Source organism: Leyella stercorea (assembly GCF_021531655.1).
This window is the reverse complement of the sequence record NZ_JADYUF010000049.1, coordinates 1-24,147: the sequence shown is the minus strand read 5'-3', so window position 1 is coordinate 24,147 and position 24,147 is coordinate 1. Positions and strand designations below refer to the sequence as shown.

The window sequence follows — 24,147 nt, the reverse complement described above, 5'->3', positions numbered from 1 at the left end:
GATGGCATGAGAAGAGAACTCGTGTATCTGTCTTCATATGCAACTAATCGCTATTTTATCCCGAATTGGGGTACTACTATGGTGGCGACAGCGAGAATAAAGAAAAGAAGTATAACGTCTTGGCAACAGCCTATGCTCAGTACACCAAGGACTTCAACAAGGCGAACCACTTCGACATCATGGCTGGTTACGAGTATAGTCACATGAAATATTGGGGAAACGAATGGAGCAGATCAATGTATCCTTCTACCAACGAAGGTAAGAACGACAAGGGCGAATCTCTTGCAGGAACAGTAAAGTCGTACGACACAAAGAATTGGCGAGGACAGACCTATCTCGTGAGCTGGTATGGACGTGCCAACTATTCTTTGTTGAATCGTTATCTCCTCACATTCACTGCCCGTTATGACGGTTCAAGCCGTTTTTCTGACGGAAACCGTTGGGGCTTCTTCCCATCAGCAGCCTTTGCATGGCGTATTAAAGACGAGAGTTTCTTGAAAAATGTCAATGCTATCAGCGACTTGAAGCTTCGTCTTGGTTGGGGTAAGACCGGTCAGCAAGACACTGGTAAGGAATACTATACTCTTACTTACAAAAAGAGTACAAGTAATCACCACCTCTATCCTATCGGTGGCATTAAGAACAACCCAGGAACACTCTTTATCCCATTGGCATACAATGACAATTTGACTTGGGAGACAACAACCACATGGAACGTCGGTATCGACTATGGTATGTTCGATCAAAGACTTACCTTAAACCTTGATGCGTATTACCGCAAAACAACCGACTTGCTCAGTACTACAACTATCTCTGCAGGTCAGAACTTTGACAATGCACTCTTGATGAATGCCGGTACATTGGAAAATAAGGGCTTTGAAGTTGCCATTACAGGTCGTCCTATACAGACAAAAGACTGGTTTGTAGAAGTTGGTGTCAACGCTGCCTACAACAAGAACAAGATTACCGAACTTGCAGGCGGTCGTGATATGATTGAAGCAGGTATGCAGGTAGGTCAGAATCAGCCCATCACCTATCATAAGGTAGGACAGCCAGCCAACTCTTTCTTGGTTTACCAGCAGGTATATGACGAGAATGGACGTCCTATCATGGGCTGCTACGTAGATCGCGATGGTAATGGTGTGATTGACGAGAACGACAGATACTTCTATAAGAATATCGTAGCTCCTTGGACTGGCGGTTTCAACCTTAAGGTTTCATACAAGAACTGGGATCTCGGCAGTAACTTCCGTTTCAGCTTAGGCAACTATGTCTATAACGGATATGAAGAGAGTAAAGCCAACACCTCAGAACTCTACAATTCAAAGGGATATTATGAGAACGCCACAAAGGATATAACTACCTTAGGCTGGACATCATACAACTATCCTCTTACCGATTACTTTGTACAGAATGCCAGCTTCTTGAAGTGCGACAATATCACATTGGGCTACAACTTCAACAATGTATTGAAGATGGGTAAATACCATGGTATCTCAGGTCGTATCTACGCCTCATGCTCTAACGTATTTACTATCACAAAGTACAAAGGTCTTGAGCCGGAAATGACATCAGGTAAGGACAGTAATGTCTATCCACGTTGCCGCACATTCCTGCTCGGTCTCAACCTCAACTTCTAACAACTAAAAACGGATTTCAATATGAAACTCAATAAATTCAAAACAATTGCCCCGGCTGCAGCTCTTCTGCTTTCAGCAAGCTTGAGTTCTTGTATGGCAGATTTGGATAAGGGAAACATTGACCCTAATGTTGAAACGAATCCTAACACTTTAGGCTTATACACCAAATGCTATGCGGGTCTTATTATGGAGGGCAATGACGGTAATGCCGATTTCACCATCGACGACGCTGGTAAGTCAACCCTACTCCGCAACATTTTCAACTTCAACGAGCTGCCTACCGACGAAGCTATCTGCTGGTGGTCAGACGGTGGTCTTGTGGATATCAGCTACAACAAGTACAACGCAGCCACACCAACTCTGAAGTACCTGTACTATCGTTTGATGTCTAACATTTCGTTTGAGAATAATTTCTTGAACATTGATGCAGCCAAAGAGGACAAGACCAGATATGCAGAGGTACGTGTAATTCGTGCTTACAACTATTTCTTGATGCTTGACTTCTTCGGCGACCCTGCTTTCGTTGAAAAGAGTTCATCAGAGTCACCGTATCAGGCACATACCTACAACTCTAAGTTTGAAGCAAACAAGACATACACTCGTGCAGAACTTCTGCAGTTGGGTCGTGAATTCCTCTTCAAATGGGTAGAGAAAGAATTGCTCGAAGCTGAACCTGACTTGCTGCCAGCAAAGCCAGAGAAAGACACCGATGCAGACTATGGACGCATAGACAAAGGTGCATGCTGGTTGCTCTTAAGCCGTCTGTACCTCAATGCAGGAACATACCTTAACAACGACGGTCAGGACAACCCTTATTGGGACAAGGCACTTCAGTACGCTGAGAATGTTATTAATTCAGACTATGCCCTCTTCGACGACAGCAGAATCTCTGAGAAAGCAAAGACTAATGGCTATCAGCCATACGATCTGCTCTTTATGGGCGACAACGGATCGAACGGTGCAAGTTGCGAGGCTATTCTTCCTTTGATGCAAGACGGCACTATGACTCAGGGATATGGCGGTTCGCTATTCTATATAGCTGCTCTTTGGAATGATGCAATGAAGAGCGTTACAGGCAAGGATGCCGGTACCACAGAGAACGCTTGGTCGGGTATGCGCGTTCGTCCTTCATTCCTAAAGGTATTCTTTAATAATCCTTCTGTTGTAGTAAAGAAGGAGGCTAAGGATATTCGTAAAATGAATATTGACGACCGTGCAATTTTCTGGGGAAAAGGTAACGATAAGAACGACCGCACCTTGGAACTTGGCGAAAACAAAAGTTTCTTCTCAGGTATTGTGACACCCAAGTGGAACAACAACTACGCTGAAGGTGGTACCCCACACGATAGCAAGTTTGTAGACACCGACTTCTTCCTCTTCCGTGTAGCAGAAGCCTACCTCAATGCTGCAGAGGCAGAGATGCACCTTAATGGTGAGGGTTCGGATAAGGCTAAGGGTTATATTGACAAGCTTCGCGAGCGCGCCCACGCTGACGTGCATTCATCTTACACCCTTAATGACGTGCTCGACGAGCGTGCCCGTGAGCTGTACTGCGAAGGTTTACGTCGTACCGACCTGATTCGTTTCAATCAGTATGGTGGCAACAAGGCCACATACAAATGGGAGTTGAAGGGTGGCAGCGACAATGGATCAAACTTCGACAAGACCAAGAACGTATATCCTCTTCCATCTTCAGAGATTCTTGCCAACAAGAACCTGACACAGATTGACGGATATGGCGATACCGAAAACTAATATTATAGAATTATAAAAGAAAAAAATGTAATATGAAGAATAAATATATGATTGGTGCTCTGCTTTTCGGCATCATCAGCTTATTCGCATCATGTTCGGATGACAATGACTCTAACCCTACGCTGATTCAGCCTACAGAGTTCAAATTGAATACTCCTGAATATGCCAATGGACTTATTGATTTGGAGAAATCCAAGGAGCTTAACTTTACATGGTCACAGCCTAAGTATACAGCCGACAATGCTCCTCTCAACGTAACATACGAGATACAGATATCTCCAAAGAACTCGTTCAACGTTTCTACCGATGAAGCCGCAAACGATGAAACAGGTGAAAAGGTTGCCGACTACGATATACTCAGCCCGACAACACAGTATTGCAATGCTACTATCACGGCTGAAGAAATAGACAAGAGTCTGGTGCGTATCCTTAAATTCAAGGAAAACGAAGTTCCTGCCGAGCAGGAGGTAAGCATCCGTATCAATGCTTATATAGTGGAAGGTAACAAACGTCTCAACCCTATTACATCAAACACTGTCACCTTCAAAGCAAAACCATACTATGTTGAATTGAAGGATGCCACACCGATAATGTGGTATCTTGTAGGCAACATGTTCGGTGGCAAGTGGGGCGACAATAAGGAGTCAATTGGTAAGGAAAATCTTCCTATGTTCTTGAAGCCCAACTTCCGTTACGACAAGAAGACAGGTACGGGTGAGATTGAATACACCAACTTCTTCCTTACAGACGAATTCAACGACAAAGCAGAATCTGCTGTAGCAGGTTTCAAGATTCTGCCTTCAAGCTTCGTTTGGGACTACAGTATGGACGGCGGTGGAAAGCAGAAGGACAATATCGCCTATCGTGGTTCAACTAATAACGATGGTGGTCATATCCTTGCAGGAGCAGACGGTTACTACACAATCACATTGAACACCGCCAAAAATACAGCCACTATGGTGAAATACGAGGGCGATGTAACAGACTATGGCACTATCCAGATTGCTGGTACATTCAACGATTGGGCAGACACTCCAATGCTTCCTTACAACACTGAGGGCGTTGAGAACCACGCTTGGTACTACGTTATGGAAGTTCCTGCTGGTGAGACAGTAGAATTCAAGTTCAAGATTGCTGATGGCAACGCTTGGGGTAAATCATGGGGATATGGTGCAACTAATGGAGCTATCAACATGTACGGCAAATGTGAATCAGGTGGCAACAACATCGGCTTGACAGAAGGCAAGTACGTCATCTCATTCAACGACATCACAGGTTCGTTCAGCATCGTTAAATTGTAAATCACTTTAAGCAAAGACAATTATGATCAAGAAAATATTATTGGGAATGACCCTGCTGATGGCTATGGTGTCATGTACCGAGGACTATACCGACTGGAGCAAACCCCAAGTCAACGCTGAGCCGAAAGCTGTAGAATTCGGTAACGGTAGCGTTACTGCAGTTGATGTCATCAACTTGGCTAATGTAACGGAAGAGAAGGTTCAAGTGGCGAGCATTGTTGCTCCCACTTCTTCCGACGCCGGTTACACACCAACCATCAAGATCAATCTGGGCGACAAGACCTACGACATTGACAATGACGGCAAGATGGCAACAGCCGATTTGGCAACATACATCTCTGAAACGTATGGCAAGCGCCCAATTGAGCGTGACATCAATGCTACGCTTGACGCATGGATTAGCAATGGTTCTACTGTTGTAAAGATGGCAACATCTGAAACATTCCAGGTAAAGGCTATTCCTGTGGCTCCAGTTATCGAAGAGGGTTACTACCTCGTAGGCGATATATTTAATGTCAAAGACGTTGATGATGTCTTAGTCTTTGACGGTTGGAATAATGTAAGTGCTAAGCAGGCATTCAAGCACAGCGACAAGGATGTATATGACGATCCTTTCTTCACACTCACGTTCGAAACAACCAAGGTAGACCAGTACTGGAAGATTATTCCTAAGAAGAACGGTGATGCCGGTACCATCTGGGCTGCTGGCGTAGTAGGACCTAAGGAAAACGGAAGCGAAAGCATGACAGGTCTGTTGACAAGCGATAATCCTGGTGCCGGTAAGATTGCAGAGCCTGGCAAGTACAAGCTCACTCTCAACATGATGGACTATTCTTATACCATTGAGCCAGTGAACTACGATCCATTCATCTACTTCATCGGTAGTACAGACGCTTGGAGTTCTTCTGACCAGAAGCTTGCTCTCGTAGACGAAGATAAGGGTACATATACCGGTTACGTATATATAGCCGATCCTAACGGTGCTGGCTTTGAGTTCAAGTTCCAGCGTGAACAAGGAAACTGGGATACCGCTATCGGTGCAAACACCTTCGTTGCATTCAAGGGAGCTGCTATCGGCGTCAAAAATGGCAACCTCGGTGTAAATGCAGGTGAAGGTGTTTACTACATAGATGTCAATCTCTCTGAAGGCACCATTGAAGCTACTAAGATTGAATCCATGGGTATGGTTGGTAAATTCCAAGGTTGGGATGTGTTAGCCCCAGTTCCCATGACCTGGAATGCTGAGGAGTATTGCTTCGAGGCTACTAATGTAGGCGTAACAGCCGATGGTTGGAAGTTCATTGTAAATAAGGATTGGTCAATTAACCTCGGTGGAAGCATCAACAACTTGGAGCAAGATGGCGCCAACCTTACAGTTGCAGGCAACACAGTTAAGTTGTATCCTACAAGAAAGACTAAGGACAATATCTACTGCACAGTAGAGTAATCATAGCCACTTACATTTAATTTAACATCAGGCGGTTCTCATGATATGAGAGCCGCCTTTTTTGTTGTTCATCCGAAACATTGAGTGATGAAATGCAAACGATTACGCAATTCATTTGTACGTTTACACATTATTTATATATATAGATAAAGGAATTATGCGTAAATTTGGAGTAGAATAATACAACAGTACTTTCAAAATCATATACAGCTACTACCATCGCATAGGTTTATTAAGGTTTTACACGTTTTAATTTAGGTTGGAAGAGATTGCTCGCAGTAAGAGAGTAGTCTCTTCATTTTTTTTATTTAGCACTGGCATGCAAACGTTTGCGCATTCCATTTGCACGTTTGCACAATATTTGTATACATCAGTAATGAAATTTGACGTAACTTTGGGGCATAAAACAATTAGGTTTATATAGTTGCGTGATGCAAGTAGTTGTAACCGGATAAGCAGTCATTTAATTTATAGAAAAGTAGTAGTAAGCAATTAATCCAAAAGTAACTAAAAACAGAACATGAAGAAAATTTACACGACACTCGTTGCCCTTATGGCATCACTAAGCATGCAGGCTCAAGGTTGGCCCGCCAACTACAACGGAGTGATGCTGCAAGGATTCTATTGGAACTCATACCGAGCATCCAGATGGAGCAATCTTGAAGCCCAAGCCGACGACCTTGCACCATACTTCAACCTTGTATGGATTCCGCAGAGCGCCAATTGCATCAGCAGCAAACGCTCAATGGGATACGACGACCTCTACTGGTTCAGCAATTACAACAGCTCGTTTGGCAACGAAGTCCAACTGCGCTCTATGATCAAGACATTCAAGAGCAAAGGAATAGGTACCATTGCCGACGTAGTTATCAACCACCGCAATACACTGACAAGTTGGACCGACTTCCCCGTAGAGAAATATAAGGGCGTAACCTACCAGATGTATTCTACCGACATCTGCCAAAACGACGACGGCGGAAAGACTTACAATTGGGCAAACGGCCAGTCTCCTAAGATTAGTCTAAGCAACAAATACGACTCGGGCGACGGCTGGGACGGCATACGCGACCTCGACCACTACAGCTCCAACGTGCAGACTGTAGTAAAGGTATATCTCGACATGCTGCTCAACGACTTCGGCTATGCCGGATTCCGCTACGACATGGTGAAGGGTTACGCAGGCAAGTTCACCGGAATATACAACACGGCAGCCAAGCCTGGCTTCTCTGTGGGTGAATATTGGGACGGCAACGTTGCCACCGTCAAGGCATGGATAAATGCCACCAAGGTGAACGGAGTACCCACATCAGCAGCCTTCGACTTCCCCGTGCGTTACGCCGTACGCGACCTTATCGCTTCCAAATGGAGTAACAGAGCCAAGGACGGACTCATCAGCGATGCCACTTACCGTCAGTATGCTGTAAGCTTTGTGGAAAACCACGACACCGAATACCGCTCAAGCACCGAACAGCAAGACCCTATACGCAAAGACACACTTGCTGCCAACGCCTACATCCTGGCTTCATGCGGCACGCCGTGCGTGTTCTACAAGCACTGGCAAGCCTACCCCACTGACATCAAGATGATGATCAACGCCCGCCACATTGCTGGCATTACCAATACCAGCAACACCACATTCAACGTATATGTGGGCTCGCAATGCAATGTGCTGAAGACCGAAGGTTCAAATGGAACACTGTATGCCGTGATGGGAACCAACGCCAACAACTACACCTCACCGTATGGATACACCGAAATACTGCGTGGCTATCACTACCGCTATCTGCTCAGCAACAGCAGCAACGTGGCATGGATTGACCTGCCATCGGGACATTATGACGATGTACAGAAGGCTCGCCTTACAGCCGTAAGCAACAAGCAGGGAGCGCAACTGGTGTACACCACCGACGGAACCGAACCTACTGCCAAAAGCCATAAGGCTGCAAGCGGCACAGCAATAGACATCCCCATGGGCACAACAACGCTCAAAGTGGGACTGCTCACCGGCTCTACCGTGTCGGCTATAGCTACCCGCACATACGAGATTTCCACACCTGAGGCATTCACTCCGTACAACATTAACGTGTACGTAAATGTTGATCAGGTGGGATGGAAGAGCGTCAACTACTGGGCGTGGGAAGACCTGTCGGGCGAGAACTTCACAACAAAAGGCAAATGGCCTGGCGATGCCGTGACTGCAACCAAGACTATTGCAGGCAAGAAGTGGTACTACAAGACCTTCCGCATAGCCAAGTGCAGCGATATGATTTCGTTCGTATTCAATACTGGAACGGGCACGTCACAGACCTGCAACGTATACGATCTGGACAAAGACACATACATCGAGATTACGACCGACAAAGCCGGAAATGGCTATTACATCGTAAAAGACGTGACCGACCAGATTTCTACCGGAGTAAATGTGCTGACTGTAGACAAGCAGAAAGCCTCAACCATCTGGTACGACTTGCAGGGACGTCGCTACAACCAGCGCCCCATCCTACCGGGCGTGTACATCAACGGCGGAAAGAAGATAATGATAAGATAACTATTAAAACGACAATTATAACATGCAAATATCGTACAGACAGTAAAAAAGTGTTACAAACAGAAAATCGATTATAGAGATTTCATAGGCGGTTTTTATAGGTTTTGACAATTGCCTAATAGCTTGAAAACACACAAAAAGGGCTTCTTTGTCTTCCAAACGATAACATTTGGAATGCAAGGAAGCCCTTTTGTATTGCAACGGAGGCTCAATTGGAGTGCTAAAGGAGTCCTTTTGTATAGCTAAAGTTGCCCTTTCGGAGAGCTAATGTAGTCCTTTTGCAAAGAAAAGGAGCCCTTTTCAGTCTGCGTTTTTTGCACACCCCACCCTATTAACGGCGTAACGGCATGTATATAAACAGTTTAAGCTCTGCACGCTCAAAACTCGAGAATTTCGCACCGAAGATTTCCCGGTGCGTTCAACTCGCAGTATTGAGCGCCCAAAAACACAAATATAAGATAGGCGGAAAAGCCAAAATCAAAAATTACGCTATAATTTTGCTATAAATTTGGTGGTTCGGAATAAACGCTATAACTTTGCGTAGTAATAGCGCATATTATCGGAATAAAATAAATACACTATAATATATATGTATAGAACAAACACTTGTGGAGAGCTGCGTCTCTCCGATGCCGGCAAGACCGTAACGCTTGCCGGATGGGTACAGCGCGTTAGAAAGATGGGCGGTATGGCATTTGTTGACCTGCGCGACCGCTATGGCATCACACAGCTTGTCTTCAACGACTCTGACGACTGCGAGCTTTGCGCACGTGCAGGCAAGCTCGGACGCGAATACTGCATTCAGGTGACAGGCGTTGTGAACGAGCGCGAAAGCAAGAACGCCAACCTTCCTACCGGCGACATTGAAATCATCGCTACCGAACTGAACATCCTTTCGGAGAGCGCAACACCTCCTTTCACTATCGAGGACAACACCGACGGCGGCGACGACATCCGTATGAAGTACCGCTACCTCGACTTGCGCCGTCCTACCGTGCGCAAGAATCTGGAGCTGCGCCACCGCATGACTATCCTCATACGCAACTTCCTCGATGCACAGAACTTCATCGAGGTTGAGACTCCTATACTTATCGGTTCTACACCGGAGGGCGCACGCGACTTCGTTGTGCCTTCGCGCATGAACCCAGGTCAGTTCTACGCTCTGCCACAGAGCCCGCAGACTCTGAAGCAGCTGCTCATGGTGAGCGGATTCGACCGCTACTTCCAGATAGCCAAGTGCTTCCGCGACGAAGACCTTCGTGCCGACCGCCAGCCAGAGTTCACACAGATCGACTGCGAGATGTCGTTTGTCGACCAGGACGACGTAATCAACCTCTTTGAGGACATGGCACGCCATCTGTTCAAGGAGATTCGTGGCGTAGAGCTGCCAGCCAAGCTCCAGCAGATGACATGGCACGAGGCTATGCGCCGCTTCGGTAGCGACAAGCCCGACCTGCGCTTCGGCATGGAGTTCGTAGAGCTTATGGACGACCTCAAGGGCACCGGCACATTCTCGGTATTCAACGATGCCACATACATCGGCGGTATCTGCGTGCCTGGTTGCGCCAACTATACACGCAAGCAGCTCGACCAGCTTACCGACTTCGTAAAGCGTCCGCAGGTAGGCGCCAAGGGATTGGTATACATCAAGTATAACGAGGACGGCACCGTGAAGTCATCGGTCGACAAGTTCTACTCGCCCGAAGTACTTGCCAAGGTGAAGGAGACGACAGGCGCCAAGGACGGCGACCTCGTGCTCATCCTCTCTGGCGACAACGCCAACAAGACACGCGTTCAGCTCTGCACACTGCGTCTGGAGATGGGCGACCGCCTCGGACTGCGCGACAAGAACAAGTTCGAGTGTCTGTGGATTGTCGACTTCCCGCTGTTCGAGTGGAGCGACGAGGAGCAGCGCCTTATGGCTACACACCACCCCTTCACTATGCCCAACCCCGACGACATACCATTGCTCGACTCACATCCAGAACAGGTACGCGCCAAAGCTTACGACTTCGTATGCAACGGCATTGAGGTTGGCGGCGGAAGCTTGCGTATCCACGACAGCAAACTGCAGGAGAAGATGTTCGGCATTCTCGGTTTCACCGAAGAGCGTGCCATGGCACAGTTCGGATTCCTCATCAATGCCTTCAAGTACGGAGCACCTCCTCACGCAGGTCTTGCCTTCGGACTCGACCGCTTCGTTTCGATCATGGCAGGACTCGACTCGATACGCGACTGCATAGCATTCCCGAAGAACAACAGCGGACGCGACGTTATGCTCGACGCACCGTCAGCAATCGACCAGAAACAGCTTGATGAACTGCAACTCAAAGTTGACCTACGTCAAGAAAATTAAACAAATATAATGAAAAGCTCGCTTCGGCGGGCTTTTTTCATATATTTGTTATCCTTTTGCAAAAATATTTGACTAATTTTGCAAACGTATAAAAAAAACAAACGCTAACGAGAAGCGTTATATTAATGTTATTTACACAAAATTATGGCAGAAAAGAAAGCAACAGAAAAGAAAACAACTGCAGCCAAGAAAACTACTGCAGTTAAGGCAACCACTACAAAGCGTGCAACCTGCAAGAAGACTGTAGAGGTAGCAGTAAGCGCAGAAAACGCTGGTTTCCGTGCCGGTGATGTATACCAGACATTGGCAGCTGCAGGCAAGGCTATGAGCGTAGCTGAGATAGCTAAGGCCGCTAAGATTACCACTGAGGAAGTTTACCTCGGTACAGGATGGCTCTTGAAAGAGGGCAAGGTAAAGAATGAGGACAACCTCGTTACTTTGGCCTAATGTAAAATAGAATAACCGTTTCTATCTTATAAGAAAGATAGCTGCATGCATATCCTATGTATGATATGTGTGCAGCTTTCTTTTTGTCCTGATGACATGCGCGAAACAAACAAATACTCCAACGAAATAATCAATGTGCTGTGCGAAGCCGGCGACAACGGACTGCCAGTACGCAAGATAGCATTGCATGTATACAATACGTGCAACACATTGTTCGCGCCCATACTCATCGACGACGTAAACCATAGCGTACGACAATGGCTCAATGCCAATTCACAGTCGTACGACTCACTCGTGCGCCGTTGCGACAAGCGAGGATATTACAAAATCAACACTTCATCGCAAGCAGCACAGCAACTTATGCTACATTTTGGCGACAAAACGACACAACCGTCACATCAGGAAGAACAACAGAACAGCCAACCCGAAATGGGATTTTTGTTCGACGATATGCTGTAAAAGCAAATAAAAACACAGTTTTCTGAAAACCATAGCCTAAAAAGTTTCTGATGTAGCCAATTTTTCCTATCTTTGCAAGATAAACAACAAACTTTTTTATGGCTCGAGTAAGTAATCATCTTGTTATTATGGCAGGTGGCGTAGGCAGCAGATTCTGGCCTATGAGCACAGCCGACCGCCCGAAGCAGTTCATCGACATCCTTGGTGTCGGTCGTACGCTTCTGCAACTTACATACGACAGGTTCAAAGGCATATGCCCGCCCGAGAACGTGTGGATAGTGACAAATAAGAAGTATGCCGACGTCGTTCGCGAGCAACTGCCCGAAGTGAAGGCAGAAAACATATTGCTTGAGCCATGCCGACGCAATACCGCCCCATGCATAGCATACGTAAGCTGGCGCATAAAGTCGCAAGACCCCAAGGCAAATGTAGTGATAACACCCAGCGACCATATCGTGACCGACAACGAAGAATTCAGACGTATCATACGCCAGTGTATGAACTTCACGTCCGAAACCGACGCCATCGTGACGCTCGGCATGACACCTACACGCCCCGAAACGGGCTACGGATACATACAGGCCGACCTCTCGACAGCATCACCACGAAACAAGGAAATATACCGCATAGACTCATTCAGAGAGAAACCCGACTACGAGACAGCCAAGGAATACATATCACACAAAAACTATTTCTGGAATGCAGGCATCTTCGTATGGAGCGTTTCAACCATAGTCAACGCATTCCGAGTGTACAGCCCTACTATAAGTAAGGTGTTCGAGGGCATGCTCGACATATACGGCACACCCGAAGAACAGCCCACAATAGACAGCCGCTATCCCGAATGCGATAACATATCGGTAGACTACGCCATAATGGAGAAGGCTGAAGAGATATTCGTATGTCCGGCAAACTTCGGATGGAGCGACCTCGGAACATGGACATCGCTCATGGAACAAACACACAAGGACCTCTACGGCAACGCACTCATAGGCGAGAACATACACATGATAGACTCGCACAACTGCATTGTACACACCACAGAAGAGAAAAAAGTGGTAGTGCAGGGACTTGACGGCTACATCGTGGCTGAAAAAGACAACCAACTGATTGTGTGCAAACTGTCGGAAGAACAGCGCATACGACTGTTTGCCGAAGAATAACCCAAAGAATAAATGGAAACTAACAACTCGAAAGAAGAACAGATACTAATCAGAATAACGGGCAACGACCGACCGGGCCTGACAACATCTATAATGGAAATCCTTGCCAGCAAGGATGCAAAGATACTGGACATAGGCCAGGCAGACATACACTCCACACTGTCGTTGGGCATACTCATACGCATAGACGAGAATGCATCGGGACAGGTAATGAAAGAACTGCTGTTCAAAGCCACCGAACTCGGAGTGAACATCGGATTCGCACCCGTCACCGACGACGAATACGAGAATTGGGTAAACGGCCAGGGCAAGAACCGTTATATACTCACACTCATCGGCAGGTCGCTTTCGGCAAAGCAGATAGAAGCAGCCACAAGAGTCATAACCAACCAGGGACTCAACATCGACTCCATACTGCGACTCACCGGACGCATGAGCATCAAGCACCCCGAGCGCAACATGCGTGCCTGCATCGAGTTCTCGCTGCGTGGCACACCCACCGACCGCGCAGCCATGCAAGAGGAACTTATGCACATATCTTCGGAAATGGAGATAGACTTTTCGTTCCAACGTGACGACATGTATCGCCGCATGCGCCGACTCATCTGCTTCGATATGGACTCCACACTCATCCAGACCGAATGCATCGACGAACTTGCCGAGCGCGCAGGTGTGGGAGCTCAGGTGAAAGCTATCACCGAAAGCGCCATGCGCGGCGAGATTGACTTCAAGGAAAGCTTCACACGTCGTGTAGCCCTGCTGAAGGGTTTGGACTCAAGCGTGTTTGAAGACATAGCCGCCAACATGCCCATCACCGAGGGCGTAGACCGTCTGATGGCAGTACTCAAGCGTTGTGGCTACAAGATTGCCATACTCAGTGGCGGATTCACTTATTTCGGCGAATTCCTGCAGCGCAAGTACGGCATCGACTATGTTTATGCCAACGAACTGGAGATTGACGACAACGGCAAGCTCACAGGACGCTACGTTGGCGAGATAGTAGACGGACACCGCAAGGCCGAACTACTTAAACTCATAGCACAAGTGGAGAAGGTCAATCTGGCACAGACTATTGCAGTAGGCGACGGAGCCAACGATTTGCCTATGCTGGGCGAAGCCGGTCTGGGCATAGCATTCCATGCAAAGCCCCGCGTTGTGGCAAATGCCAAGCAGAGCATCAACACCATCGGCATCGACGGTGTACTCTACTTCCTCGGCTTCAAAGACAGCTATCTCGGCGAACAGGGCCGTTTCTGACAAGCTATTCACGCATTACACACATATATATAATGTGGCAAGGCGAATGATATTTTCGTCTTGCCACATTTTGTTTTTCAGTTAAACCAAACAAATAACGCTTGTTTTTAATATAATAATTGCAAAAAAACGTCATTTTTGCCCCTCAGACCTAAATCTTTTTGTAATTTTGCAGAGTTATTTCATTAACAACTAAAAATCAGAAAAGAAGATGAAGAGAATATTTATAGTGTTTGCCATGCTCATCGCATGCGTCAGCATGACAATGGCACAAGAGAAACAGGCTTCAATCAAGTTTGAGAAGATAAACTACAACTTCGGAAAATTCTCTGAGAAAGAGCCAGTACAGAAGTGCGTATTCACATTCGTCAACCAGGGCACAGCACCGCTGGTAATCAACCAGGCAATCGCAAGTTGCGGATGCACCGTCCCCTCGTTCACCAAGACTCCTATCAAGCCTGGCGAGAAGGGCGAGATAAAGGTGACATACAACGGTCGAGGCACATTCCCGGGACACTTCAAGAAGACCATTACGGTAAGATCAAACGGCGTAACCGAGCTTACACGTCTGTACATCGAAGGCGTAATGGAAGAGTCGAAATAAGAAGCACCTTCTACAGGCTGCCTCACATCGAGGCTGACATGAGATAAAGGCAGGGTACGCACCAAACAACTGCGCACCCTGCCTTATTTTTTTTCACCGCACAATCCTTATCACCGCAGCACATGGTATTCTATTTTTCATGCACAGGCAACACCCGCTGGGCAGCCCAAAGAATCAAACACCTTACCGGCGACGACATCATCGACATCGCAGCCGAATGCAAGAAGCATGGCGGCAGCGACAAAATACACGAATATACGCTTGATTCGGAAGAGTCAATCGGATTCCTCTTTCCCGTACATGGATGGAGGCCGCCACTCATGGTGAGAGAGTTTATAGCCAATCTGCGCATCACCAACGCCCAAGGACGCTACTGCTACATAATATGCACAGCCGGCGACACCGTGGGCGAAGCCGTAGACATATTCCAGAAAGACCTGGCTGCCATCGGACTGAAGGCCGACAGCGCCATATCGCTTATCATGCCCGAATCGTATGTAGGCCTGCCCTTCATGGATGTAGACGAAGAGAAGAAGGAAATCCAGAAGAAAACGCATGCCAACCACATGATATGCGCATTCGTCGACCACATTATCGACAAGGACCGCGGAATATTCAAGATAACCAGAGGACACTGGCCTCGAATCAACAGCCGCCTGATCGGCCACGCTTTCATCAAATGGATTATAGGCGACAGCAAGTTTCGTGTAGACCCGCAACGCTGCATACATTGCGGCAAGTGTGCCAGTGTCTGCCCCACCGACGACATAGAATGGAGCAAGGGCGAATGCCCAGAATGGAAACACAACGGCAAGTGCCTATCGTGCTTTGCCTGCTACCACCACTGCCCCACCCGTGCCATAGAATACGGCAACCGCACCAAGGACAAGGGACAATACTATTACGAACATTTCGAGCGCAATATCTAAGACTACCATTTCTGGAAACGGCAGACAATCAGCCTCGAAAACAAAAACAGGAAAAGTATAATAACAAAAAAAATCGGGTGCCTCACGGCATCCGACTTTCAAAAACAAACTACTTAAAAACTAATCTACTAAAACAAATCAAAAAAATCTTCGCTACATTTAGCGTTATTCTTTACACGATGGCAAAATTAATAATATTTTCCATTGCTGCAAAAAAAACGGGAAAAAAAATAACTAAAAAGTTGCATTTTTACGTTTTTTCATAGTTTAAGTGACGTTTCGAAGCATAACAAGGCCCAAATACAAGCAAACCGTAACATATATTCAAATAATACTAATAGAACAATAATAAAGAAATGAGACATATACTGAAACCCCTACTGGCACTTGCGCCTATCACAACGATGGCTGCACAGCACCCCAACATCATCTACATCATGACCGACCAACAGACAGCTACCGCCATGAGCTGCATTGGCAACACCGACCTTCACACCCCTAACATCGACCGACTGGCTGCCGCTGGCGTGACATTCACCAACGCCTACTGCTCGTCGCCGCTCAGCGGACCATCGCGCGCATCAATGTTCACGGGGTACATGGCTCACGAACTGGGAGTGGAGCGCAACGGCACACCCATACCCGACTCCGTACGCACGCGCACACTCGGCACACTCGTGGGCGAAGCCGGATACGAATGCGCCTACGCCGGAAAATGGCACGCCCATACAGCCTCAATACCCGACGGTGAATTCGGATTCCGCAACATACACAATCACGACGATGCCGGACTTGCCGAAGTTTGCGTCGACTTCCTCAACAGCCACAGCAAGCCCGAACGCCCCTTCTTCCTCGTGGCATCGTTCGACAATCCGCATAACATATGCGAGTTTGCACGCCAGCAGGACCTGCCCTTTGCCGACATCACCGTGCCTGACGTGAGCGAGTGTCCGGGGCTGCCTGCCAACTACGCCATAAGCCCATACGACGCCGACATACTACAACGCGAGAAATCACTCAACTATTCGGCATACCCTACAACATCGTACACCGACGATGACTGGCGCCGATACCGCTACGCCTACTACCGACTGGTGGAGCATGTCGACAAGGAAATAGGTAAGATTGTTGATGCAATAGACAAGAATTCGTTGTGGCGCAACACCGTAGTGATATTCACCAGCGACCACGGCGACGGCACCGGCGCTCACCACTGGAACCAGAAGTCGGCACTATACGACGAAGTGACCAACATTCCGCTGATTGTCGTGCTGCCAGGCAAGAAGAATGCCGGCAAGCAACTGCCCCAACTCATCAACAACGGTCCCGACTTCTTTGCCTCGATATGCGACTGGGCTGGTGCCACTAAGCCTGAAGGCACACGTGGCGTGTCCTTCCGCACCATTGCCGAAAGCGGCAACGCCAACGCACAGCACCAGCCATACGTCGTTACTGAAACCATGTTTGACAAGGGTTCGGGCACACTCGGATGGTCGTTGCGCACTCCCGACTTCAAGTATGTGCTCTACGACAAGGGACGCTATCGCGAACAGCTATACGACATGCGTCGCGACCGTGGCGAGACCCGCAACCTGGCTGTGGAGAAAGCATACGCCGAGACTCTTGCCCAGCACCGCCGTATGCTCGAAGAGTGGATGAACAACTACAACGTAAAGTCATCGCGCGCCGATGTTCCTTACGTGCCACGACAGAAGTAAAAATACTACCCCAAAACAAAACGAGCCCTTTTGCAGTGCAAAAGGGCTCGTTTTGCTATGTAAAAGGATTCCTTTTGGCATGCAAAAGGACTCGTTTTGAAGTGCAAAAGGACTACATTTGAAAAGCACTATGCAAATAGCTTGAAAGTAAGAAAAGTCAGACGGTATATTTATAATTATTTGGCAACAGCCAAAAGCGGTTTACCTTAAAATGCTTACAGGCATAAAAAAAGAGGACTTTACATTGCGTAAAGTCCTCTTTTAAATTGTTTGTGACTCCGGCAGGATTCAAACCTGCAACCTTCTGATCCGTAGTCAGATGCTCTATTCAGTTGAGCTACGGAGCCAATCCTTATTGCTTTGCGGAAGCGTTGTTCCTTAAAAGCGAGTGCAAAGGTATGGCTTTTTATTTAAACCTCCAAACTTTTAAGCCACTTTTTTCAAAAAAAATTCCGCCCAAATATTCAGAATAGCTTAAAATGAGCGATTTATGAGTGTTTCACCTCAATTGAGGTAATGATTTGGCTATAGTGCTAAATTCTGCAAATTGCATACGTTTGCTTGTCAAACAACTCTTTTTGTCTGCAAAGACAGAATAGCTGCCATCGCTACCTGACACTGTTGGTAATTGCGCAACAACATCATCGGCACTTCCAAAATCGCTTAATACAGATTTCTGAACATCCACGATAAGCTTTGTTCCGTCTGACTTATAAATCTTCCGATGACCTTTCACAACTACTTTTTGTAGATTTAGCGTAACTTCGCTTAAAGCTATTGTACCTATTTTGCCAGTACTAAAGATATTGCGATAAGTGTTATATCCTACACATGTTACTTTTACAATAGCCTTTTGAGCATTGCAAGGTATTACAAATTGTCCGTTTTCATTGGTCACACCACCAGTAATAAACGAAGAGTCATTGACATTCAGAAGTGAAACATTGGCGAAATCGACAGGTTGATGATGAGTGTCCACGATACGTCCCATCATTCTGTTAGAAGCCTTTTGGATACATTCAACGATAATAACATTATCCACTTGTTTCATCTTGATAGGATAAAAGCCTATCAAGTTCATGATGGCATCTGGAACACTTTCATTTTTGATGCTCTTCGTCACCTTGAAATCCTCCAACTCGTCATACACAAAGTTGATGACATACTTATCCTGTCGAGCATTCAAATCCTTCAATGCCGCAGAGAATGACACATTATTATATTGTCGGGTAATGCGTTGGGCAGACATACCCATGCTTATCATCAACAACATTAAGTTAAAAACAATCTTCTTCATAACTTACTCCACTTTTAAAATCCCATCCACTTCCGTTATCTGTATGCGCTCAAAAGCATTCAATATTTCGAGATTCTGCTTCAATGTCTTAGTCTTGTCCCAATTGAAGAAGATACGGATATGCTGCGATTCTGCATTGTCGAATTCCACCTTGACATGATATAAGGCTGCAAGCTGCGACACGACATTGCCCAACTCGGCATTGTCAAAGACAACAGGTTTGAGGTCGAGACTATCAGCCTTCTCCGTAGCACTCACCTTGATGCTATCCGTCTTGTTCAAATCAGAAGTAGAAGATACTTGTTCCGTCTTGGCTTGGCTAGTCTCATCCGAAGAAGATGAACGGAAAATGCCAGAATGGATTGCGGCTAAAGTTATGCCTGAAAGAAAAATGACACCAATGATGGATGCTGCAATCTTCCAGCGATTGCTGGATGTTTTACCAGAAGCATTGTTGGCCTTTAATCCTTGCCTATCGGCAAACTCTTTCCATGCTTCATCTATATTCACTTTCTTTGGGTTTCCTTTCTTCATCGCCATCCTAACCATTGCCATGTCGTGAAAGAAATCCTTCATGTCCTCATCGGCAAGCAAACGTTTCACTTGCTCGTCGGTATAGCGGTCGGGATGTTCCTGCATATCGAAGAACATCTGACGCTTTTCTTCTTTACTCTTGTTAAATTCCTTGTTTGTCATTGTCTTGCTCATTTAAATTGTTCCTTAATCCAGTCCATCGCCTTCGAAAGATGGTTGAATACCGTCACCTTGCTCACTCCCACTTCATCAGCCACCTCCTGATAAGATTTCTCCTGAAGATAGCGCAGACGGAAAATGAGTTGTCGGATAGGCGGTTCCTGGTCTTCGATGAGAAGCATCAGCTGGTCGAGTCGCTCATCGGTTTCATCCGACAAAATAACATCGGTATCATCTATGAGCAACTTCGCTACCTTTTCCTTCACGCCCTTATGGGCTATCAGGTTGAGACAGCGGTTGCGGACGCTCCTCATCAGGAATCCTTCCTCACTCTCAGGCATCAGGACTACATCATCGGCAAGAATCGTGGTAAAGACTTAGCTCACTACATCCTTGCTTTCATCGTCATCGGAGAGGATGCTTCTGGCCAGATTGTACATCTTCTCGTAATGCTGACGAAACATTCTTTCTATGTCCTTTTCCTGTTTCATACACTATCTATACAGTTGAGCAAAGCAAAAAACTAAGCAAAACAATAACTTTTTTCAAAATTTACAGAAAAAACATTCAACGACTCCTTGTCTTCCACAAAGCCATAGGATGAAATTTGATTCTATTGACCATCTCTTTATCTTCGAACAGCAATTCTGGAATATACTTCTTGTCATTGAATTCCCGCACATATTCTTTCTCTGATTCTGTCAGAACCAATAGCTTTGAGAGAAAGTCTTTCACTTCTGTCTTGGCTTTTTCAAAGTCAAAATGCTCACTGCGCCTAAGTACAGGCAAGAGTTGCGAACGAATCTGCGGAAAACGGATTTTGTCTATCTGCGGAAAGTCAGTATATTCCGTAGGCGTAGCGTTGTCTTTTCTGCTTGAGCCAACAGTCAGATAAAAGATGGTCGCTTTTCTCAGCAACGTTTTCTCTTCATCGCTCACGAATAGCTGATGCTTCACCATGTTATAGACATCATAAATGTCACGTGCAGCACTTCTACCTATCAAGGCGTTTATCTTGGTGGCAAACAATTCGACAGGTGAAAGAGAACGTACCTTCACATCGCTCAGAAACGGAATGGACACATGAGTCTCTATGGCAGGCAGGATATGGCAACGGTCGGAATAGTTGATTTCTATCTTGATGCCATCGTTGTTGCCTGCGGCATTGGTATAATGAAACACCCATGAGTCAAGCGTATGCGGTGTCTTGGAGCCAGGCGCAAGATGATAACCATCCGACTCCATATAGAGTAGATTCTCGTTATTCACTTCTTGGCAAATGGAGAACATGGATTCTCGGTCGCAATCCACCGTAAAGTCAAGGTCTATATCTACCGAGAGTCTTGACAGTTGGAAAACGGTGAGATTGATGGTTGTGCCACCTTTCAGCACAAGAGATTTAGACAGCAAAGGACTGTCATGGAAATAGTTGAGTATCTCCACCAATCGCATCACCTTTTCGAGGTTGTCGCGAATAAAGCCTTGCTCCTTGGCGATGATGTCAAGAGCTTGTTTGTTATATGAGTTCATATTCTTCCTTTGATGTTAGTTCTTGCGGCACATACATGCGCCATTTATTTACAAATGTATCCGACTCTTCGTTGTTAGTCAACCACTTGACGCTTTTGGTTCCCTTGGCTCGGCACAGCTCCAAGAGGGATTCTGAGATGTTGGCTTGTTCCTTGATTCGCTCCAACAGATAGCCTGTCTTCTGGAACAGGAATGCCTTGTCGTACCTTGCGAGATAATCGATGAGCCTTTCCTCATTGAGCAAGACGATACCCTCCATGCAATGCAGCAATTCCTCAATACCACCAGCTCGGTCGATGCGGTCAAAGCAATCCAACAACGTACTCTCCACATCCGTTACTCGCACATAAGGGTTTCCCTTAGGTGTCATCATACCAACGATTTCCTTTGTTTGTCGGCAATAGGTATAATCCACATCGTCGAAAGAAAAGGAATTGAAGCGAGTCATGCTTTTCACAAAAACCTCATTGAAGGGTTGATGAGCCAATCCATGAAATTCCAATGCTGTGTGATAACTGATGCAAGCTGTATGTGACACGTGGCTTCCTATCTCATACTTGTCGCAAACAGGTAAACCAGATGCAATATCCTTCATGCAATAGGTATTGCGCCGTATAGCCACAATCCACCCTTGTTGCTTGTACCGAGCAAGCAACGCTTCCACAGATTTCACCTTGCCTTTCAGAGCCTCAGAAAGTTCATCCAAAGTGAATATCCGCAGCTTATATAATATACTCAATAGTTCTGTCATTGTTTCTAATTTTGCGCAAATATATGAAATCTAATTTATTTATGAGAAAAATCAGAAACTTTTATGCTTTTTTATATATTCTTTCCATCTTAATTGTCCGACTACGGAGGAACAAATCACCGACAGGCAAGTTCTTTTGGGAGTAACCCAAAAGGTTTCGAGAAACTCGAAACATACCTTGCTGTGTCTTTGTGGACACAATGTTTTGGAAAGAATAAAACCTAATACCATTGAAAACACTGCGGTGGTTCGCCCAAGTGGCTGGAGGCGCAAAGCCTCCAAGGAACGACTCGTTTTTCGCTATGTCCAAAGGATGAAACAAATAAATCCCGAAGAATGGGGGACATAGAATACCATTCCTCGGGATGAACAAAAATGTATTCCTGCATGTCATACGTTTTATATGTCATACGATAAATATGTAAAACGTATGACATCAATGTATATATGCTTACACTATTCTTTGCATGGATACATCTTTATCACATTACAAGTGCATTTCTATACGACAGTGAATCAGTGCGTCAATAAGTCAATACGACAGTGAACAACCGAAGCGTCAAAGATACGACCATTTTCAACAAAAGGCATTCGTCTCTCCGTAGAGTTGCAGGACAATAGTTGTTTTCTCTTTTGCTTCGTACAATCTCTTGAGGATAACTTCACGAAGTTGTGCTGCGCCAAAAGAGTGGAGACGAAAGCAAATGGCAACTATCATAGGAAAATTATACAGCGTTTGCCAAACACTAACGGAAGTTTCGTCCTTGTATTGGACTTCCGACATAGACAACATACCTTCTTTATATATAGCTCGTATCACAGAGTTGAGTTTCGGGGCGGTAACATGAAGCATATCCACCAACTCTCCCTCACTCATCCACAAGTCCTCCAAGTTGGACGGAATGGAAAGCCTTCCATTGCCATCCACGGTGATTACAGTCCGTTTCATGCCATTCCTCCCATTACAGGCAAATGCCCCTTGATTCGACTTTCAAAGACAGAAATATCATGGTCAAGTTTGCTGCTTGTCACCTTGGCGTATATCTGTGTCGTGGTGATATTCGTGTGACCGAGAATCTTGCTAACGCTCTCTATCGGCATACCATACTCCAATGCTAAAACAGCCCAACTATGGCGGGAGACATGAAATGAAACTCGTTTCTTGATGCCACACATTACCGCTACTTTTTTGATGCGCTTGTTGATGCTGTCAAGGTTGCCAATGTTGAACAAGTGATTACCGTTTCTGAAAGATTTGTATCTCTCAACTATCTGCATAGGAATATCCAACAGCTTGATTTGGAACGGTACGCCTGTCTTCTGACGCTTGGACACTATCCAAGGAGCACCGTTTACCATGCTGATGTTATCTTCCGTCAAGTTCTTGATGTCGATGAAAGCTATACCTGTCCAACTGCCAAAGATAAAAAGGTCTCTCGCAAATGCCATGTTGGGGTCTTCCAACTTTATCTCAGTCATGGCGGTAAGCTCGTCCAATGTCAAGAACTCACGTTCCTTATGGTCTGGATCAACGTGGTACATGGCAAACGGATTTCTCGGTATCTTGCCGTTGTAGTGTGCCGCCGTAACGATATGTTTCAGAGGTATGGAGTAAATCCAAATGGAGGACTGCGCAAGCCCTACCACATTTTTCAAGTAAAGGCAATAGTCACGGATAAACTCCTCGGTAAGCTCATTCATGGACATATCGCTGCGCTTGTACTGATACTTGATGAACTCGGCAACGTACTTTCTCACCGTTAGGTACTTGTGTAAGTAGTCTTTGCCCTGTCCTTGCCGACACGCTTGGCAAAGGCGGCGTTCTCCTTGTCGAAAGCTCTGAGCAAGGTCTCGTTTTCGGTGCCTATGCCTTGATAGGCGTTTCTCACCATTTCAGCGGTAACGAACGCCTCACGGTCGGAAAGTCGTTGATAATGCTTGGCGATTTGAGCCTTGATGTTGTCAAGCGCAAAATTCACCTCCTTGGCTTCCTTACTCTTGCCTATGGCTCTGTTGCCCTTGGCATCCCAGATAGCCTTGGTAACGCTCTGCTTGCAACTGAACTGTGCGATAGTTCCGTTGATTGTCACACGTCCCATGATAGGGACAATTCCGTTTCTCTCCTTGCTTCCATTTACATAGAAGACTGTCTTGAAAGTGCATCTCATAATTCTTACTTTTCTCAAGTTTCGGATTTAGACTTTGAGGTTGAATTTATTGTATAAAAAAGGCTTTGAGTATTTCCGTATGTC

At 46.1% G+C, this 24,147-nt stretch carries 19 protein-coding genes, 1 tRNA gene and 1 pseudogene; 13 read left to right on the top strand and 8 right to left on the bottom strand.

Annotation, left to right across the window (positions count from 1 at the left end; all coding sequences use genetic code 11):
• The first annotated feature begins 65 nt into the window (after positions 1 to 65).
• The 13 genes from I6E49_RS12145 to I6E49_RS12085 all read left to right on the top strand — a co-directional run bounded on the left by I6E49_RS12145 (position 66) and on the right by I6E49_RS12085 (position 17,624).
• Positions 66 to 1,640 (top strand): SusC/RagA family TonB-linked outer membrane protein, encoded by a 1,575-nt coding sequence (locus tag I6E49_RS12145; RefSeq protein WP_235402581.1) that lies wholly within the window; start codon positions 66 to 68, stop codon positions 1,638 to 1,640.
• 93 nt (positions 1,641 to 1,733) lie between these two features.
• Positions 1,734 to 3,395, top strand: coding sequence for a RagB/SusD family nutrient uptake outer membrane protein (locus I6E49_RS12140; RefSeq protein ID WP_235402580.1), 1,662 nt, complete (start codon positions 1,734 to 1,736; stop codon positions 3,393 to 3,395).
• A 32-nt stretch (positions 3,396 to 3,427) separates the two neighbouring features.
• Positions 3,428 to 4,696 (top strand): SusE domain-containing protein, encoded by a 1,269-nt coding sequence (locus tag I6E49_RS12135; RefSeq protein ID WP_235402579.1) that lies wholly within the window; start codon positions 3,428 to 3,430, stop codon positions 4,694 to 4,696.
• A 22-nt stretch (positions 4,697 to 4,718) separates the two neighbouring features.
• A complete protein-coding gene (locus I6E49_RS12130) occupies positions 4,719 to 6,143 on the top strand; it encodes an Outer membrane protein SusF domain-containing protein (protein ID WP_235402578.1) in 1,425 nt (474 codons plus the stop codon).
• A gap of 520 nt (positions 6,144 to 6,663) precedes the next feature.
• Entirely contained in the window at positions 6,664 to 8,691 is a 2,028-nt protein-coding gene (locus I6E49_RS12125; RefSeq protein WP_235402576.1) for an alpha-amylase family glycosyl hydrolase, read from the top strand.
• Positions 8,692 to 9,280: 589 nt separating this feature from the next.
• Entirely contained in the window at positions 9,281 to 11,047 is a 1,767-nt protein-coding gene (aspS, locus tag I6E49_RS12120) for an aspartate--tRNA ligase (protein WP_235402575.1), read from the top strand.
• A 144-nt stretch (positions 11,048 to 11,191) separates the two neighbouring features.
• Positions 11,192 to 11,494: a winged helix-turn-helix domain-containing protein gene (locus tag I6E49_RS12115; RefSeq protein WP_235402574.1), complete on the top strand. Its 303-nt coding sequence runs from the start codon at positions 11,192 to 11,194 to the stop codon at positions 11,492 to 11,494.
• A gap of 96 nt (positions 11,495 to 11,590) precedes the next feature.
• The gene (locus I6E49_RS12110; RefSeq protein WP_235402573.1) at positions 11,591 to 11,953 is read left to right on the top strand and encodes a hypothetical protein; all 363 of its coding nucleotides are present in this window, start codon (positions 11,591 to 11,593) and stop codon (positions 11,951 to 11,953) included.
• Between the two features lie 98 nt (positions 11,954 to 12,051).
• Positions 12,052 to 13,116, top strand: a complete 1,065-nt coding sequence (locus I6E49_RS12105; RefSeq protein ID WP_235402572.1) for a mannose-1-phosphate guanylyltransferase — start codon at positions 12,052 to 12,054, stop codon at positions 13,114 to 13,116.
• Positions 13,117 to 13,128: 12 nt separating this feature from the next.
• The gene (gene serB / locus I6E49_RS12100; RefSeq protein ID WP_235402571.1) at positions 13,129 to 14,373 is read left to right on the top strand and encodes a phosphoserine phosphatase SerB; all 1,245 of its coding nucleotides are present in this window, start codon (positions 13,129 to 13,131) and stop codon (positions 14,371 to 14,373) included.
• Between the two features lie 211 nt (positions 14,374 to 14,584).
• Complete coding sequence (locus tag I6E49_RS12095) at positions 14,585 to 14,977, top strand: DUF1573 domain-containing protein (RefSeq protein ID WP_235402570.1); 393 nt, start codon at positions 14,585 to 14,587, stop codon at positions 14,975 to 14,977.
• A 122-nt stretch (positions 14,978 to 15,099) separates the two neighbouring features.
• A complete protein-coding gene (locus I6E49_RS12090) occupies positions 15,100 to 15,906 on the top strand; it encodes an EFR1 family ferrodoxin (protein WP_235402568.1) in 807 nt (268 codons plus the stop codon).
• Between the two features lie 356 nt (positions 15,907 to 16,262).
• On the top strand, positions 16,263 to 17,624 hold the full coding sequence (locus I6E49_RS12085) for a sulfatase family protein (protein ID WP_235402566.1): 1,362 nt from the start codon (positions 16,263 to 16,265) through the stop codon (positions 17,622 to 17,624).
• 273 nt (positions 17,625 to 17,897) lie between these two features.
• On the opposite strand, the gene I6E49_RS12080 is transcribed toward I6E49_RS12085, so the two are convergent.
• The 8 genes and pseudogenes from I6E49_RS12080 to I6E49_RS12045 form a co-directional block, all read right to left on the bottom strand.
• Positions 17,898 to 17,971: transfer RNA gene (locus I6E49_RS12080), tRNA-Arg, on the bottom strand.
• Positions 17,972 to 18,123: 152 nt separating this feature from the next.
• Complete coding sequence (locus I6E49_RS12075; protein ID WP_235402564.1) at positions 18,124 to 18,921, bottom strand: carboxypeptidase-like regulatory domain-containing protein; 798 nt, start codon at positions 18,919 to 18,921, stop codon at positions 18,124 to 18,126.
• Between the two features lie 3 nt (positions 18,922 to 18,924).
• Entirely contained in the window at positions 18,925 to 19,617 is a 693-nt protein-coding gene (locus tag I6E49_RS12070) for a DUF4974 domain-containing protein (protein ID WP_235402562.1), read from the bottom strand.
• An 8-nt stretch (positions 19,618 to 19,625) separates the two neighbouring features.
• Positions 19,626 to 19,955 carry a sigma-70 family RNA polymerase sigma factor gene (locus tag I6E49_RS12065; RefSeq protein ID WP_369681629.1) on the bottom strand — a complete coding sequence of 110 codons (330 nt, stop codon included), beginning with the start codon at positions 19,953 to 19,955 and terminating at the stop codon, positions 19,626 to 19,628.
• Positions 19,956 to 20,181: 226 nt separating this feature from the next.
• Positions 20,182 to 21,144, bottom strand: coding sequence for a nucleotidyl transferase AbiEii/AbiGii toxin family protein (locus tag I6E49_RS12060; protein ID WP_235402560.1), 963 nt, complete (start codon positions 21,142 to 21,144; stop codon positions 20,182 to 20,184).
• Complete coding sequence (locus I6E49_RS12055; protein ID WP_235402558.1) at positions 21,131 to 21,895, bottom strand: type IV toxin-antitoxin system AbiEi family antitoxin domain-containing protein; 765 nt, start codon at positions 21,893 to 21,895, stop codon at positions 21,131 to 21,133. Before I6E49_RS12055 ends, I6E49_RS12060 begins: the two co-directional genes overlap by 14 nt.
• Before the next feature lie 577 nt (positions 21,896 to 22,472).
• Positions 22,473 to 22,844, bottom strand: coding sequence for a hypothetical protein (locus I6E49_RS12050; protein WP_235402556.1), 372 nt, complete (start codon positions 22,842 to 22,844; stop codon positions 22,473 to 22,475).
• A pseudogene (locus I6E49_RS12045) lies at positions 22,841 to 24,063 on the bottom strand (site-specific integrase). The gene I6E49_RS12050 and the pseudogene I6E49_RS12045 overlap by 4 nt, the downstream one beginning before the upstream one ends.
• Positions 24,064 to 24,147: the final 84 nt, after the last annotated feature.

Coding starts and splice junctions, on each gene's coding strand:
- I6E49_RS12140 (WP_235402580.1), top strand. CDS start 1,734: ATGGCAGATTTGGATAAGGGAAACATTGACCCTAATGTTGAAACGAAT.
- I6E49_RS12135 (WP_235402579.1), top strand. CDS start 3,428: ATGAAGAATAAATATATGATTGGTGCTCTGCTTTTCGGCATCATCAGC.
- I6E49_RS12130 (WP_235402578.1), top strand. CDS start 4,719: ATGATCAAGAAAATATTATTGGGAATGACCCTGCTGATGGCTATGGTG.
- I6E49_RS12125 (WP_235402576.1), top strand. CDS start 6,664: ATGAAGAAAATTTACACGACACTCGTTGCCCTTATGGCATCACTAAGC.
- aspS (WP_235402575.1), top strand. CDS start 9,281: ATGTATAGAACAAACACTTGTGGAGAGCTGCGTCTCTCCGATGCCGGC.
- I6E49_RS12115 (WP_235402574.1), top strand. CDS start 11,192: ATGGCAGAAAAGAAAGCAACAGAAAAGAAAACAACTGCAGCCAAGAAA.
- I6E49_RS12110 (WP_235402573.1), top strand. CDS start 11,591: ATGCGCGAAACAAACAAATACTCCAACGAAATAATCAATGTGCTGTGC.
- I6E49_RS12105 (WP_235402572.1), top strand. CDS start 12,052: ATGGCTCGAGTAAGTAATCATCTTGTTATTATGGCAGGTGGCGTAGGC.
- serB (WP_235402571.1), top strand. CDS start 13,129: ATGGAAACTAACAACTCGAAAGAAGAACAGATACTAATCAGAATAACG.
- I6E49_RS12095 (WP_235402570.1), top strand. CDS start 14,585: ATGAAGAGAATATTTATAGTGTTTGCCATGCTCATCGCATGCGTCAGC.
- I6E49_RS12090 (WP_235402568.1), top strand. CDS start 15,100: ATGGTATTCTATTTTTCATGCACAGGCAACACCCGCTGGGCAGCCCAA.
- I6E49_RS12085 (WP_235402566.1), top strand. CDS start 16,263: ATGAGACATATACTGAAACCCCTACTGGCACTTGCGCCTATCACAACG.
- I6E49_RS12075 (WP_235402564.1), bottom strand. CDS start 18,921: ATGAAGAAGATTGTTTTTAACTTAATGTTGTTGATGATAAGCATGGGT.
- I6E49_RS12070 (WP_235402562.1), bottom strand. CDS start 19,617: ATGACAAACAAGGAATTTAACAAGAGTAAAGAAGAAAAGCGTCAGATG.
- I6E49_RS12065 (WP_369681629.1), bottom strand. CDS start 19,955: ATGCCTGAGAGTGAGGAAGGATTCCTGATGAGGAGCGTCCGCAACCGC.
- I6E49_RS12060 (WP_235402560.1), bottom strand. CDS start 21,144: ATGAACTCATATAACAAACAAGCTCTTGACATCATCGCCAAGGAGCAA.
- I6E49_RS12055 (WP_235402558.1), bottom strand. CDS start 21,895: ATGACAGAACTATTGAGTATATTATATAAGCTGCGGATATTCACTTTG.
- I6E49_RS12050 (WP_235402556.1), bottom strand. CDS start 22,844: ATGAAACGGACTGTAATCACCGTGGATGGCAATGGAAGGCTTTCCATT.